The organism is Streptomyces sp. NBC_01384, from assembly GCF_045040035.1.
GTDB lineage: Bacteria > Actinomycetota > Actinomycetes > Streptomycetales > Streptomycetaceae > Streptomyces.
Genome location: NZ_CP109559.1, coordinates 15,827 through 30,174, shown reverse-complemented (window position 1 = coordinate 30,174; position 14,348 = coordinate 15,827). Strand labels below are relative to the sequence as shown.

The 14,348-nt window shown below is 69.0% G+C and carries 15 protein-coding genes, 1 tRNA gene and 1 pseudogene; 12 read left to right on the top strand and 5 right to left on the bottom strand.

Translation table 11 applies throughout. The features are described 5' to 3' along the window. The first annotated feature begins 14 nt into the window (after positions 1-14). The 3 genes from OG747_RS00150 to OG747_RS00140 all read left to right on the top strand — a co-directional run bounded on the left by OG747_RS00150 (position 15) and on the right by OG747_RS00140 (position 3,150). Positions 15-629 carry a DUF1326 domain-containing protein gene (locus OG747_RS00150; protein ID WP_405876569.1) on the top strand — a complete coding sequence of 205 codons (615 nt, stop codon included), beginning with the start codon at positions 15-17 and terminating at the stop codon, positions 627-629. Continuing rightward, positions 626-1,384, top strand: a complete 759-nt coding sequence (locus OG747_RS00145; RefSeq protein ID WP_405876567.1) for a DUF2182 domain-containing protein — start codon at positions 626-628, stop codon at positions 1,382-1,384. The genes OG747_RS00150 and OG747_RS00145 overlap by 4 nt, the downstream gene beginning before the upstream one ends. A 569-nt stretch (positions 1,385-1,953) precedes the next feature. Then, positions 1,954-3,150, top strand: coding sequence for a TIGR03118 family protein (locus OG747_RS00140; protein WP_405876565.1), 1,197 nt, complete (start codon positions 1,954-1,956; stop codon positions 3,148-3,150). Positions 3,151-3,519: 369 nt separating this feature from the next. Here the strand turns inward: OG747_RS00140 and OG747_RS00135 are convergent, their stop codons facing one another. After that, complete coding sequence (locus OG747_RS00135) at positions 3,520-3,813, bottom strand: phosphotransferase (protein ID WP_405876563.1); 294 nt, start codon at positions 3,811-3,813, stop codon at positions 3,520-3,522. 739 nt (positions 3,814-4,552) lie between these two features. On the opposite strand from OG747_RS00135, the pseudogene OG747_RS00130 reads away from it, so the two are divergent. Beyond that, positions 4,553-4,756, top strand: a pseudogene (locus OG747_RS00130) (hypothetical protein); the annotation flags it as partial. Positions 4,757-4,844: 88 nt separating this feature from the next. Then, a complete protein-coding gene (gene chvE, locus OG747_RS00125; RefSeq protein WP_405876561.1) occupies positions 4,845-5,930 on the top strand; it encodes a multiple monosaccharide ABC transporter substrate-binding protein in 1,086 nt (361 codons plus the stop codon). 207 nt (positions 5,931-6,137) lie between these two features. On the opposite strand, the gene OG747_RS00120 is transcribed toward chvE, so the two are convergent. Both OG747_RS00120 and OG747_RS00115 read right to left on the bottom strand, forming a co-directional pair. Beyond that, a complete protein-coding gene (locus OG747_RS00120; protein WP_405876559.1) occupies positions 6,138-6,272 on the bottom strand; it encodes a hypothetical protein in 135 nt (44 codons plus the stop codon). Then, positions 6,269-6,613, bottom strand: coding sequence for a hypothetical protein (locus OG747_RS00115; protein WP_405876557.1), 345 nt, complete (start codon positions 6,611-6,613; stop codon positions 6,269-6,271). Before OG747_RS00115 ends, OG747_RS00120 begins: the two co-directional genes overlap by 4 nt. Positions 6,614-6,912: 299 nt before the next feature. On the opposite strand from OG747_RS00115, the gene OG747_RS00110 reads away from it, so the two are divergent. From OG747_RS00110 to OG747_RS00100, 3 genes are all read left to right on the top strand, one after another. Continuing rightward, positions 6,913-8,415: a metallophosphoesterase family protein gene (locus tag OG747_RS00110; protein ID WP_405876555.1), complete on the top strand. Its 1,503-nt coding sequence runs from the start codon at positions 6,913-6,915 to the stop codon at positions 8,413-8,415. A gap of 128 nt (positions 8,416-8,543) precedes the next feature. After that, positions 8,544-8,616, top strand: a tRNA-Arg gene (locus OG747_RS00105). Between the two features lie 83 nt (positions 8,617-8,699). After that, entirely contained in the window at positions 8,700-9,140 is a 441-nt protein-coding gene (locus tag OG747_RS00100) for a nucleotide kinase domain-containing protein (protein WP_405876553.1), read from the top strand. Here OG747_RS00100 and OG747_RS00095 read toward each other — a convergent pair. Together OG747_RS00095 and OG747_RS00090 are read right to left on the bottom strand one after the other, a co-directional pair. Further along, the gene (locus OG747_RS00095) at positions 9,079-9,270 is read right to left on the bottom strand and encodes a hypothetical protein (protein WP_405876551.1); all 192 of its coding nucleotides are present in this window, start codon (positions 9,268-9,270) and stop codon (positions 9,079-9,081) included. The two genes, OG747_RS00100 and OG747_RS00095, sit on opposite strands and share 62 nt — an antisense overlap. A gap of 206 nt (positions 9,271-9,476) precedes the next feature. Further along, the gene (locus OG747_RS00090) at positions 9,477-9,716 is read right to left on the bottom strand and encodes a hypothetical protein (protein WP_405876549.1); all 240 of its coding nucleotides are present in this window, start codon (positions 9,714-9,716) and stop codon (positions 9,477-9,479) included. 231 nt (positions 9,717-9,947) lie between these two features. On the opposite strand from OG747_RS00090, the gene OG747_RS00085 reads away from it, so the two are divergent. The 4 genes from OG747_RS00085 to OG747_RS00070 all read left to right on the top strand — a co-directional run bounded on the left by OG747_RS00085 (position 9,948) and on the right by OG747_RS00070 (position 14,327). Beyond that, positions 9,948-10,844, top strand: a complete 897-nt coding sequence (locus OG747_RS00085; RefSeq protein ID WP_405876547.1) for a polysaccharide deacetylase family protein — start codon at positions 9,948-9,950, stop codon at positions 10,842-10,844. 381 nt (positions 10,845-11,225) lie between these two features. Continuing rightward, a complete protein-coding gene (locus OG747_RS00080; RefSeq protein ID WP_405876545.1) occupies positions 11,226-11,645 on the top strand; it encodes a hypothetical protein in 420 nt (139 codons plus the stop codon). A 68-nt stretch (positions 11,646-11,713) separates the two neighbouring features. Further along, positions 11,714-12,454 carry a hypothetical protein gene (locus OG747_RS00075; protein WP_405876543.1) on the top strand — a complete coding sequence of 247 codons (741 nt, stop codon included), beginning with the start codon at positions 11,714-11,716 and terminating at the stop codon, positions 12,452-12,454. A gap of 334 nt (positions 12,455-12,788) precedes the next feature. Beyond that, positions 12,789-14,327 (top strand): UvrD-helicase domain-containing protein, encoded by a 1,539-nt coding sequence (locus tag OG747_RS00070; RefSeq protein ID WP_405876541.1) that lies wholly within the window; start codon positions 12,789-12,791, stop codon positions 14,325-14,327. Positions 14,328-14,348: the final 21 nt, after the last annotated feature.

Sequence of the window (14,348 nt, the reverse complement as noted above, 5' to 3'; positions counted from 1 at the left end):
AGGGAGGACGAGCCGTGCCCTGGAATCTGAACGGCACGTACCTGGAGAGCTGCAACTGCGACGTGGTGTGCCCCTGCACCACCTCGGGCTTCGCCGCACCGGCCGACCACGAGCGCTGCCAGGTGACCTTCGCGTTCCACGTGGACAGCGGGAACGTGGACGGCGTGGATGTCTCCGACCGCAGCGTCGCCGTCTTCATCGACGGGCCCCGGGTGATGGCCGAGGGCGGCTGGCAGGTGGCGCTGTACGTCGACGCCGCGGCCGACGAAGGCCAGGCGGAGGCGCTGGGTAAGGTCTTCTCCGGCCAGGCCGGCGGGCCGATGGCGGCCCTCACTCCGCTCATCGGCGAGGTCCTCGGCGCGGAGCGCGTCCCCATCGACTACCGCGACGACGGCCGCCGCCACGCCGCGCGGGTGGGCGACGCCATCGACATCGAGATCGAGGACCAGGTCGCCCCACAGTTCGGCGAGGACGGTCCGGTGATGGGCCTGACCGGCATGTTCCACCCGGCGAACAGCACGCTGACGATCGCCCGGTCCACCCGGGCGACGGGCGACGGCGTGTACGGCCGGTCCTGGGACTTCACCGGCGGCAACGGACACTCGGCGCCCTTCGCATGGTCCGCGTGACCGGCGGGCCGGTCACCGTCCGCCGCAGGGCGGGCCCCGCCGGGCTGCTGCTGGTCGCGGCGGCCGCCGCCTGGGTCTGGGCGGTGACGCGCTGGGGCGGCACGCAGGCGATGCCCGGCACCATGGGCCTGGGCCTGCCCGCTTTCCTGGCCATGTGGACACTGATGATGGCCGCGATGATGCTGCCCGCGACGACGCCCGTCGCCGCGCTGTACGCACGCACCATCACTGTGCACCGGGCGCCGCGCATGATCGTTTTCACGGTCGCCTACCTGCTCGTCTGGGCCGCGGCCGGGCTGCCGGCGTACGCGCTGGCCGCCGGCCTGGGCCGGGCGGCGAGCCTTCCGGCCGCGGCGGGGACCGCAGTGGCCGCGGCCGTGTTCGCGGTCAGCGGCGTCTACCAGCTCACGCCCCTCAAAGACCGCTGCCTGGCGAGGTGCCGCTCGCCGATCGGGCTGATGCTGCGCTACGCCTCGTACCCGGGGCCCTCGCGCGATCTGCGTGCCGGAGCCCGGCACGGGGCCTTCTGCCTGGGCTGCTGCTGGTCGCTGATGGTGCTGCTGGCGGCGATCGGTGTAATGAACCTGTGGGCCATGGTGGTCCTGGCCGCCGTGATCACCGCCGAGAAGCTCGCTCCGGCCGGCCGCCTGGTGGCCCGTGCCGTGGGGATCGCCTCGATCGCCCTGGCCGTCGCCGTCTTCTGGGTCCCGGCGCTGGCTCCGGGCCTCACCGGTGGCGGTATGGCCGGGATGTGAGGACGGGCCGTGCCCGCCGGGCGATCGCACGCCGGGCGGGCACCGGAGGATATGCCTCACGGGGCTGTTGGAGATCGGTGGCCGGCTCGTCGAGGAGGGCCACGAAGCCGGCCGGGCCCTCGACGGTGAGGGGTACGCAGCCGTCCGGGGACCGCTCGGAACCTGATGCCGTATCCAGTGCCGTGAACGAATCACCGCCCGACGGCGAAGACGCAGGCCGGACCCCTGTACCGCGGCTCCGCCCGCATGCCGGCACCTCTCTGTCCACGCCTGCTGCGTCAGCGGCAGGCCAGAGGTCTTCCCTCCCATGATGGTCTTCCTGGGCGGTACGCCGCTGGGCGCGCGCCGGTCGTCGGCTGGATCACCAACACCTACGGCGTCCAGGCCGGCTTCGCCGTCGGCGGTGTCATCTCGGCCGCCCGCCGTCACCCTCAGCCTGGTGCGGCGTGAAATTACGCCTGCCGATGACGTGCTCCGCGTGTCGTTGATCTTTGTAGTTGCTGTCACATGAGATGACTTCTACCGGTTTGTCCCGCAGTGGGGCCCGTACTGGAACAGGAGTAATCCGCATGGCATCACAGGCATCGGCCCGTAGACCCCGTCCCAGCCTGCGGCGGCTGACCGCGGTCACGCTCGCCCTGGGCACGTTCGGCGCGCTCGTCGCCGCGGCGCCGCCCGGGGCCGGGGACGCGCCGCGCACGGCCGATCACGGCTTCCGGGAGCGCGATCTCGTGTCCGACATCCCGGGCCGGGCGGAGAAGACCGACCCGAACCTGGTCAACCCCTGGGGTCTGGCCCGCACGCACGCCGGCGAGATCTTCGTCTCGGACAACGGCTCGGACAGCGCCACGACGTACTCGGGCGCCCGGGACAACAAGCCGGTCAACATCCTCCCCCGAGTCGTGTCGATCCCCGAGGGCGGCGCCCCGACCGGGGTCGTGCGCAACGACACCGACGCCTTCCGCTTCACCGACTCCGGGTCCGGGAGGTCCGGGGTCGCCCGCTTCCTCTTCGCGGGGGAGGACGGTGACGTCTTCGCCTTCAACCCGGACGTGAACCCGACGAACGCCGTCCGGGTCGCGCACGAGGACAGTGACGGCGAGACCGCCGTCTTCAAGGGCCTGACGATCGTGCCGGGCGAGAAGGAGCACGGTGAGGTCAAGGGGCATGGGAAGGACTGCAAGAAGGGCGGCAAGTGCCACGAGCCGCGCCTGCTGGTCGCGAACTTCCGTGACGCCCGTATCGACAGCTTCGACACGAACTTCGACCTCCTGCCGCCGGACGGCCGGTTCCAGGACCCGAAAATCAAGAGCGGCTTCGCCCCGTTCGACGTCAAGCTGATCGGCGACAAGGTCTTCGTGACCTACGCCAAGCAGGACGCCGACAAGCACGACGACGTCGCCGGCCCCCACAACGGCTTCATCGACGTGTTCAGCACGGAGGGCAGGCTGCTCAGGCGCTTCGCGAGCCGCGGCGTGCTCAACTCGCCCTGGGGCCTTGAGACGGCGCCCGAGAAGTTCGGGAAGTTCTCCGGTGACCTGCTCGTCGGCAACTTCGGAGACGGCAGGATCAACGCCTTCGACCTGAGGACCGGCCGGTTCGAGGGAACCCTGCGGGACCGCAACGGGAACCCGATCGCGATCCCCGGGCTGTGGGGCCTCCAGCGCGGCACCGACAAGTCGGGCGGCAAGGACAGCGTCTGGTTCGCGGCGGGAATCAACGGCGAGAGCGACGGGCTTCTCGGCACCCTGCGCGCCGAGAAGTGATCCGTCGCCGCACCCCGGGTGCTCGCCGGGCGGCTGAACCCGCCGGGCGAGCACCTGCCCCGGCCGCGGCTGCTCGCCCTCGCCGACCGTGAAAGCGTCTCTGGAACTCTTGAGGATCGATCCTGGGTTGTCGCGTGGCCCCGAGGGGCGGAAGCGGTAACGAGCGCGGACGAGTCCGGGCCGGTCCTTGGGCAGAGCCCGCATGCGGCGTCACCGGCGGTGACACACTGCCGACATCTGGACTGCGTCTGGCCCTTGCGGGTCGGGCGCACCCTGTTGCCCGCCGACGACGGCATCGACGATGCCCTCGACGCAGGACAAGCCGTAGGCGGAGCAGAACCGTTCCAGGCGGTGACGGCGGTCGGGCGGTTACGGGAAGCGCGGCCGGCGGATGCACTCGGCATCGTCCCGGAACGGGGCGATGTACTGCGGTGCGTAGGCCACATCATGCAGACGCGCCGCCGGGCGGGCGAAGTCCCAGTCGATGATTCCCACAGGCCGGTATCCCTGCCGCGCCACGTTCCACGGACCGAAGCCGCCATGGCGGATGACGTCACCGGCGGCGGGCACTGCCGGACCGGTTGCCCAGGCCGCTCCGTCCGGCGGGCGGAAGTCCGCGGTCGCGTCGTGGGAGTCGCGCAGCAGCCCGGCGAAGGAGGCCAAGCCCTCGTCCTCCACGACCCCGGGCCGGCCCACCAGCCCTGAAGCGCCGTCGATACAGGTCAGAACCTCGCAGCCCTTCTCGTCAAACCACAGAACCCCAGTAGGGCTTGGTCGGCCTCACTCGTGGGTGGCGTGTCTTCCTGCATGTCGCGACCATGCGGTGAACCGGTCCCGATGAAGGCGTCGCCACCAAGCACGTGCCCGACGCTGCCACTGCATACGGCGCGGGCACACGTTTGTGGGACAGCTTCTCCAAGTCCGTCCCGCAGCCGCCGTGCCCCCGCTACGCCCCCGACCGCCAGGCGATTGACCCGGAGGAATGCAGAAGTCCGGGTGGAGTACCGGGCGCCGCCGTAAAGGTTTTTTTGGAGACCGAAAGCGATCTCCAGCACCTTTCTGGAACCGTTACCTGTTTGCCCGGTTGACACCCCGCACCCCCCCTCTTAGTGTCACGCCAACGTTCCGAACGTGTGACGACATTTCGAACGGTTGAAAGGCAACTGCCTTGCGCATCACCGGAGTCGGCACACGCGCGGCCGTAACGCCGTGGCGCAACCTGACGTGCGTTCAGGTGCGCACCGGCAAAGGGAGCACGAGACTCGGCAAGACCCGGATGCCGTGCCACACCGACGCACCGATCGGACGATCTGCGAGACACCGAGGCTCCTGAGCGTCAACCCCGGTAATGTGCTGATGACCTGACAATCGGTCACCTCGCCAGAACCACAGGCAGTTCATTCCCATGGAGATGTGCACCAAGACCCCCGACGACCTCGGGGGCTACGTGCGGATCTACGAGGTTGCCGAGCGGATCCGCCGCAGCGCACCGCTCCGCCTGGGGTTCGGGCTGTCCAGGGCACTCCGGGATCTACCCGTTACGGCACCCATCTGCGGGACCTGATCCTGGACACGACGCGGCCGACTCGCTCTCGACCTGCTCGCCGGCTGCCCGGCCCGCTCCACCGCCTTCCCATAGACATCTGATACGCCGTCATCTCTCTCAACGACGAGAAGAACAAGGAACGATCACCATGCGCAACCGCAGAGCCGCCCTCGCCGCCATTGCCGGAGCTGCCTCCCTCGCCCTTACCCTGTCCGCCTGCGGCCAGGACAGCAAGGGCAGCTCCAAGGGCGGCACGATCGGCATCGCCATGCCGACCCAGGCCTCCGAGCGCTGGATCACCGACGGCAACAACGTCGTCAAGGACCTGCAGGCCAAGGGGTACAAGACCAAGCTGGTCTACGGCGAGAACGACCCGCAAACCCAGGTCTCACAGATCGAGAACCTGATCACGCAGGGCGTCAGTGCGCTGATCGTCGCGGCCATCGACAACAAGTCGCTGAACAACGTGCTCCAGCAGGCCGCCGCCGCGCACATCCCGGTGATCTCCTACGACCGGCTCATCCTCGGCACCAAGAACGTCGACTACTACGCCTCCTTCGACAACGAGCAGGTCGGCCGGCTCCAGGCCCGCTACATCATCGACAAGCTCGGACTGGATGACGGCAAGGGCCCGTTCAACATCGAGCTGTTCGCCGGCTCCGACGACGACAACAACACCAAATACTTCTTCAACGGCGCGATGCACCTCCTGCAGCCGTACCTGGACAGCAAGCAGCTGGTCGTCCAGTCCGGCCAGACCGCGCTCAACCAGGTCACCACCCTGCGCTGGGACGGCGCCACCGCGCAGAAGCGCATGGACGGCGTCCTCGCCAAGTCGTACCAGGGCAGGAAGGTCGACGCGGTCCTGTCACCGTACGACGGCATCTCCATCGGCATCCTGTCTGCGCTGAAGTTGCACGACTACGGCTCCGTCGGCAAGCCCCTCCCGGTCGTCACGGGACAGGACGCCGAACTGGCCTCGGTGAAGTCAATCATCGCGGGTCAGCAGACGCAGACCATCTACAAGGACCTCCGCCAGCTCGCCGACGTCGCCTCGAGCATGATCGACGACATACTCAACGACAAGCAGCCACAGGTCAACGACACCAGGACCTATAACAACGGCGCCAAGGTCGTGCCCGCCTACTTGCTGCAGCCGACGAGCGTCGACAAGACCAACTACGAGAACGTTCTGGTCGCGGGCGGCTACTACACCGACGCCGAGCTCAAGTAGGCGCACGGCCATGGCGGAACCCCTCCCGCCCCGAACGTGATCCCGCTGGTCAGCCTGCTGACTCACACGCGGACGTCGGCCCGCGGGTACGCGACCGTTCTCGTCAGCGGCTGAACTGCGCGGTCGTGAGCGAACTCGCCCGCACCGGCGGAACAGTACGAGAAGAGCGCCGCTCACGCGGCGGCACACTGACCGGACACACGCCGGTCATGGGCGCCAGGGGCTGCCGAGCCACCCTTCGTCGCGGCCCGGCACGGCTCGCCGTACGCCCGGCCCGCGCCGGCCGACGAGGAGTACCTCGGCGTGATCAAGGGCCTGCTGCGCGGCGGGCCGCTCGATCACCGGGGCCGCTGTTCCGGGTGGACCGGCTCTGAGCGACCCGATCGACGTGCGGCAACCAACATCACGGCGAGCCCGATCAGGACGATGGCGGCGCCGACATACAGCGGAGCGGTATAGCCCAGGCCGACGCTGATGGCGAAGCCGCCGAGCCAGGCGCCCAGGGCGTTTGCGATGTTGGAGGCGGATACGTTGGCGCTGGCGGCGAGCGGCACCCCGCGAGCGTGGTCGGTGACACGGGTGATCAAGCCCGGAACACTCGCGAACCCGAACAGCCCCTTCTCCCGCCGGGTGGTGGCCTGGGAGACCTCCGCCCGCGCGGACGCCGACCTGGTGCTGTCCACCCCCCCCAAAGGCGCTGACCACAGCCGGCACAGCCGCAGCGACCTCGACAGATCACAGTCACAACCTAGAGCCTCGATCAAACCCGGAACGGTTCACAGCCGTTTCCGGGCGGACTCAGGCCGACGACAAGACGTCGCCGCGCGGCCACGAAAGGAAGACGGACCGGGGCGATGCCGCCGAGCGCGACCACGGGCTGACGTACGAACCCGACGTCTTCGTCCCCTTGGGGCACGCAGAGATGACAATGTCGCGACGCACCCTTCCTCGCCCGTTCCAGGATCGTTGCTACGGTTCACCGGTGTCTGACTCTTCACGCGATACCGCCGAAGGCGCCGGCTGGGGCACCCTGGAACACGGCGAGTACAAGCACCTCATGCCGCACCAGGTCGAGAAGCTCTCATGGCTCAGCCCGAAGACCCTGTGGGCCGCGCGCAACGGCGTGCTGGCTTCCTGGTTCGGGGATCCTACGGGCCACACACGCAGTCGCTGGGTGGCACAGCGGACGGCCGCCGGAGCGCCCGCCGCCAAGGTGATCCGGCGTGACGATCCAGACCGGTTCTCCTTCATGGTCGTCGGAGACACCGGCGAGGGGGACGATCCCCAATACGCCGTCGTTCCCGGCTTCCTGAAGGTCAGCCAGGGAACGAAATTCGCCGTCATCGCCAGCGACGTGATCTACCCCGTCGGCAGTGCGGACGACTACGGCACGAAGTTCTTCCGCCCGTACCAGGACTACCAGGCACCCATATACGCGATACCCGGCAACCATGACTGGTACGAAGACCTCGGCGGCTTCATGCGCGTCTTCTGCGACGACGCCCCGCCACTCGCTCCTCAGCCCGCGCCGCGCCCCCTCTCGCGGGCCTGGCTGCGGTCGCTGCTGTGGCACCAGCCACGCCCGTCGGACGGGCAACACCTCACCGAAGCACGGCAGTTGAGGTCCTCGCCAGCCCAACAGGCCGTCCAGCCCGGCCCCTACTGGGCCATCGACGCCGGGCCGGTGCGGATCATCGGCATCGACACGGGACTGCTGGGAACCATCGACGCCGAGCAGGGCGCATGGCTGCGCGACGTGTCCAAGGGACCCCTCCCCAAGATCCTCGTCACCGGTTCACCCTTGTACGTGGACGGCGAACACCACCCCTGCCCCATCGAAGGCGGCGGCACCGTCGACGACCTCGTCCGCGACCCCAACCACCGCTACCTCGCGGCAATAGGCGGCGACATCCACAACTACCAGCGCTACCCGGTGCAGGTGGACGGCCGCACCATCCAGTACGTGGTGTCGGGCGGCGGCGGCGCCTTCATGCACGCCACGCACACCATTCCCCGCGTCTCCGTCGCGAACGTCACCGAGCAGGATTTCCGCTGCTACCCGCTGCGCGGCGACTCCCTCGCGTTCTACAGCAGGCTCTACGGACGCCGACTCCGCCTGCGCCGCTTGTTCACCCTCACCGAGGCCGAGGCGTCGGCCATTGTCGCCGAGCGCCTCGGCATCCAGCCGATTCGCACCCAGGGTCCGCCCGTCCCCATCACCTGGCGCACCCGTCTGATCGCGAGCTTGCTGGGTGCGGGCGGCCGCCCCGACCGCACCTCGCGCTTCCGCCTCCCCGTGCGGAAGATCTACACCCAGCTCTTCTCGCCGAGCTCGGCAACCTACAGCCCGCCATTTTTCAAGTGCTTCCTGCGCCTGGACGTCACCCCGGAGGCGGTCCGGCTGCGCTGCTTCGCGGCCACCGGGAACCGCGCACAGGAGCTCGATCCGCCGGTCGAGGACGAAGTCACCATTCCGCTGGTGTGAGCGCCCGAGGACCCAGACGGTGCCAGGAATGGCAGTTGTCCGGTTCCTTCGCCGCCGCATGATGGGGGGCTGTGGCTGCGTTATCATTGATCTTGAGCTTCCCGCCCGGACTTCCGGCGGTGAGCCTGGCGTTGGTGGTCCAAGGAAAGACGTCCCGCTTCCTGCGGGGAGACGCAGGTGCAAGGCCTGCCCGGCGCTCCACACAGCCCCGCCTCCGATACTCCGGAGGCGGGGCTTGCTTCCTTTTCACCCCGCTGCCCGCGCCTGCCGTGCGTGATCCCTGCATGGGTCTCGCCTGTTGGTTGGTCCACGCTTGTGTGCAGCACCGGCGACGAAGACTGCGGCGTCGCCAGGAGACGCGCACGGGGCCGGACGGCGGCGCTCACGTAAGACGCCGGCGTTCGGACACGCACTGGCGTTTCACCTCAGCCCGGCAGACCCTGTATGAGGCGCGCCTGGCCGGCTGGCCCCAGCCGTGGACCGATGACCCGATCCTGTCGAGGCACCGGTTCACCAACTGCCACCGCGCTGCCGACCTCGTCAGCCAGACCCTGATCGGCGACGTGATCCACCAGGAATCCCGGGACTGGGATGAAGTCTTCTTCCACGGCTTGGCGGAGAGGCGGAGGGCCGACCGCTCGGAGTGGCCTGTTGGAAAGCGGCTCAGTTTCGGTGGCAGGCGGCGGGGAGGAGCCGGATCTGGCTGGCGGTCGGGAGGCAGGTGATCGCGTGCTTCAGGTGCATGAGCGGGACCTTGCCGGCGACGGTGATGGTCGAGTAGTGCAGCAGTTCGCTGATTCTGCAGCCGACGAAGGTCACTCCGAGGAGGACCTCCGGGTTGAGGTCGACGTCCATCCGGGCGTGGCTCTGGTAGTTGTCGGCGCGGAGGCTGGTGCCCTGGGCGGGGTTGAAGTCGAGGTCGACGGTCTTGTGCGGTGGCCGGTGCGGGCCGTCTGCTCGGCGGTCGGGCCCACCGCGCCCGCCGGCGCCAGAATGCCCGTGTTGCGGCTGTGTGGGCAGTTGGGCTGCTGGCTACCAGCTACCGGCTGCACTGCTGCCTCTTACGGCCAGGTACTGATCGCGGTCGGTGTGTCCGGGCACACATACCGGGACTGGCAGGACTTCGACGGGAAGCGGCTGGTGCCGGACTTCTCCTGGCGCACGGGACCGGCCTGCGGCGACGCGGCGGGATCCGGCTGCTCATCCCGGCTGGGTGACCGGTGGTTCTTCTGGGCGGAGAGCTCCGGCTGGGTGCCGATCGTCGAAGACGCGGCCGGAGGCTGCCGGGACGTGCAGCGCACAGAGCCCGTTCTCCCGACCTCGATGTGTGACTCGCTGGCTCCGCTTTCCCTCTCGCTGCATCCGAGTTACCGTCCGCCGTCCGCCTCCTGGGCCCCGCGACCAGCACGGCAAATGATCCACAAGGGATTGTTGGCGAACCCTTGCCGCCGTCTTACTGATCACGCCTCTTCCACCGCGTACGGTTCCCGTAGCGGGGTGTCCCGTCGATGATCTTCGGGCAAGGGGAATGGATGACACCCAGTCGCCGGGCAGTGCTGGCGGCCATGGCGGGAGGCGTGCTCGCCGGCTGTGCTGGCCCCAAGAGCGCGGCCAACGGCAGCGCGTCCGTCACCGGTTCATCCTCCGCACCCGCAGCGATCGCAACCGGCACGAGCATCCCGGGCTCCAGCCCGTCGGCCACCGCGCCCACCGCGTCACGAGTGGTCACCCGCGCCGACATCGTGGCCCGCTACGGGCACGCAGTGCCGCACACCTGGGGCTTCGACGCACCCACCGTGGTCCACGCGCTGCCGACCGCCAGTCGCGTGATCGCGCTGACCTTCGACGCCTGCGGCGGCCCGGGCGGCAGCGACTACGACCGTACGTTGATCGACTTCTTGCGTAAACGGGAGATACCGGCGACCTTGTTCATCAACTCCCGCTGGATCGACGCCAACCCGGCCATCTTCCGCCGGCTGGCCGCCGAGCCGCTGTTCGAGATCGCCAACCACGGCACCCGGCACCGCCCGCTGTCGGTCACAGGGCGCCCCGCCTACGGCATCCCCGGCACCCGCAGCGCCGCCGAGGTCTACGACGAGATCACCGGCAATCAAACCAAGCTCACCCGGCTGCTGGGCACACCGCCACGCTTCTTCCGGTCCGGCACCGCCTACTGCGACGACGTTGCGGCACGGATCGTCACCGCCTTGGGAGAACGCTTCGTCAGCTTTTCGGTCAACGGCGACGGCGGCGCCACCTTCACCCCCGGACAGGTCCGTACCACCGTCGCTGCCGCCCCCGGCGGATCCATCGTCATCTGCCACATGAACCACCCCCGGGGCGGCACTGCCCGGGGCATCGCCGCCGCTGTCCCCCAGCTGCTGGCCACCGGCCACAGCTTCACCCGCCTCTCGGACGCACTCCACTGACGAGGGAGTGCCATGAATCAGGTGTGTACTTCCCCGAAGGAGTCACCTGATGAGTACGACGACGGATCACCTGATTGAGGCCGCTGACGGTGTGTCGCTTGCCGTGGCCGGTGAGAGCGCCGAGGGTGCCGACGTGAAGTCGATGCCTGTGTCGCAGAACGGTCTGTCCAGCGAGTTGCTGGAGGAGCTGGCCGCGCCGGCGGCCGAGAAGGTGCGCCCCCCCTGTGGAGGCTGCGTGACTACACCGGCGACAGCCGGTGGGAGGCAGCAGATGCGGAGTCCGGCGATCTCGAGGTCATTGCCTCCGCCGTCCTCGGCCGTTGCGGACGCACGGGCTACAGCGCCGCGTTCGAGAAGGCGGTCGCACATCCCGTCGGTGATTTGCTGATCCTCGACCGTGTCAGTCTCGACTCGGCGTGGAGGGGCTTCGGGCTGGGCCCGGTGCTGGCCGCTGAGGCGATCCGCCGCCTGTCCGGGGGCTGTTGCGCGGTAGCGGTGTTCCCCGCCATGGGCGAGTACCCCGAGGACCGCGAGCAGGTCACCGAGGCCTATCGCCGCCAGGCGAAGAAGAAGATCGCCGCGCTGCGGGAGAGCATCGGCTTCCAGCCGTTTTGCTGCGGGGTGTGGCTCCTGGACACCGCCCTGCGCTCGCCGGAGGAACTACTGCTGGCCCGCCGCGCTGAACTGCACGCGCTCGGCGCAGCCTTCCAGCGGTCGGGGCTGTCCGGGAGCGGCCCGGCGGACGCCGCGGCTGTCGCAGATGACGGCACGGAGGTGTCGGTGGTGCCGCGTACGATCTGACTCCTCCTGCGGGCGCTGCGGCGCGGTCGGGCAGGAACACCGAAGCGTGGAGCGGGGGAGCGGGCATCGTGGGGGAACGGGAGCCGGCGGACGGGGACACCCAGGATGCGCTGGACTGGGGACGGCGGCGTCTGGAGGAGATGGGCGTCTTCGCAGCGCAGGACGGGCTGCGGTGGGCAGCCGCTCATGGGCTGGTCCGGTCCGTGTGGCGCAACGGCCCGATTGAGGACGCGCATGCCTCCCGGCCGACCGGCCGGCGCAAGGCATTGCACGACGGGACGATGTTCGCCCGCAACACCTGGCTCACCCGGCAGGCGTTCGATGTCTTGGGTTCCGACGACCAGTTCCGTCTCTATGCGCTGGAGGACCTGGTCCTGGACCGGGACATGGTCTGGCCGGGCTGCGAGGGGACTCTGACGGACTTCGGCTGGGGATTCCTCGGAGAGATCAAGAAGCATGTGAAGCAGCGCATCGACATGTTCGGGCACTTCGAGCAGAGACTGTTGCCGGATGATTTCCTTGTCTTCGCCGGCGCTCCTTGGCTCGGGGCCCGCGACGACCACTACGGGATGCCGAGATGGCCTGCCTGCGTGGAAGCGGCGATGCGCCGGCTGCGCGGCGAGGACGAGGAGTTCTGGCACGCGCGGGGCGACTTGATGACCCGTATTGGTCCCGCTCCGGCTGCCGTCACCGCGGACCTGGAGGCAACCCGGAAACGGTTGCTGGAGTCCCCGTGGGAACTGGGCGCCGGGAACCTGGGCTGGTTCGCCTGGAACCCGATCCTGCAGTCACCGGGCACGACACCCTAGGCGTGGGTGGGCAGCAGTTGCCACGGCCGCGCATGCGGTTTGGCTGGGACGGGGACGGTCCCAGACCGCGCAGCCCCCGCCCACAGCGCCCTGACGACCCTTGACTGCCTCTTAAGATGCATCGGCTGCCGGGTGCGTACGCCGCCCCCAGGGCCGTGTCCTTCGAGCGCGGCCAGCGCGAGAGCTGGTAACCGGCCAGCGACGCGAACCAGGTTGCTGTCCGGTCCGCCTCCGCGTAGCGGGCGTGGATCTGGTGATCGCCGGACACCGGCTGTCTCTGTGTGTCACCTTGCGATTGCGTTATGAGGCCGCACCCGCCCTTTTGAGGAGCATCATGCCCGCACCCACCGCCGAGCAGAGCGGCGCCGTCGACGCCTTCCGGCGTGGGGATCACCTGGTCCTGCAGGCCGGCGCCGGAACCGGCAAGACGACCACTCTGTCGATGATCGCCGCCGGTACCGGCAAGCGGGGCCGGTACATCGCCTTCAACAAGGCCATCGCTACCGAGGCTTCCCGTAAGTTCCCCGGCAACGTGCTGTGCAAGACGATGCACGCGCTCGCGTACGCCGCCCTCGGGCACCGCTTCAAGAACCGGATGGACGCGCCCCGCGTCCCGGGGTGGAAGACCGGCGCGGCCCTGGGCATCGGCATCAACATGCGTGTGCGGATCGGCGAGCGCAATGTCACGAACAAGGCCCTCTCCTACACCGTGCTGCGGACTGTCACCCGCTTCTGCCAGTCCGCGGATCTGGCCATCCAGCGCTACCACGTCCCGCGTCTGCGCGGTATCGAGGCCGAACATCTCCACGCCCAGCTCGTCGACCTCGTCCTGCCGTACGCGGACCGGGCATGGAAGGACCTGCAGAACCCCGAGGAAGGAGTCGTCCGGTTCGACCACGACCACTACCTCAAGCACTGGGCCCTTACCCAGCCGCGCATCGACGCTGACTTCTTGCTCCTGGACGAGGCCCAGGACACCAACCCCGTGGTCGAGAAGGTCTTCAACGACCAGCGGGGCCACGCCCAGTTGGTGATGGTCGGCGACTCAGCCCAGGCGATCTACGGCTGGCGCGGCGCGCGGGACGTGATGAGCAGCTTCGAGGGCACCGAGCGCGCGCTGTCCCAGTCGTTCCGCTTCGGCCCCGCGCTCGCTGAGGAGGCCAACCGGTGGCTGGGCATCGTGGATGCCCCGATCCGCCTGGCCGGCACGGACGCGATCAACACCCGGCTGGAGCGCGTCGAGCAGCCGGACGCGATCCTGTGCCGCTCCAACGTCGGCGCGATGCTCGAAGTCATGAGCCTGCTCGATGAGGGCCGCCGCGTCGCCCTGGTTGGCGGCGGGGAATCCCTGCGGGCCCTCGCGAGAGCCGCCCGTGACCTGAAGGCCGGCAAACGCAGCACCCACCCTGAACTGATCCTTTTTGACTCCTGGGGCGAACTCCAGGAGTACGCCGAATACGACCCTTCCGGACGGGATCTGCTGCCGCTGGTCGATCTCGTCGACGAACACGGCGTCGACGTCATCCTGGGCGCGGTGGACAAGCTTGCCGTCGAGCAGGGCGCCGAAATCGTCGTCTCCACCGCTCACAAGGCCAAGGGGCGCGAATGGGCCTCCGTCCGCATCGGCGAGGACTTCACCGAACCCGTGGACCAGGAAGAGACCGACGAGAACGGGGACCCGCTGCCCGGCGGCATCGACGAAGCCGAGGCCCGCCTCGCCTACGTCGCCGTCACCCGCGCCCGCCACCAGCTCGACCTCGGTGGCCTGTCCTGGATCAACCAGCACCCCGACGGCAATCCCGGTGGCAAGCGCCCGTCCCAGAACCCCAGATCACCGTCGCCCTGGGACCTGCTGGGCCCCTCGCCGAACTGACAGCCGGTCTGTCGTGTATGG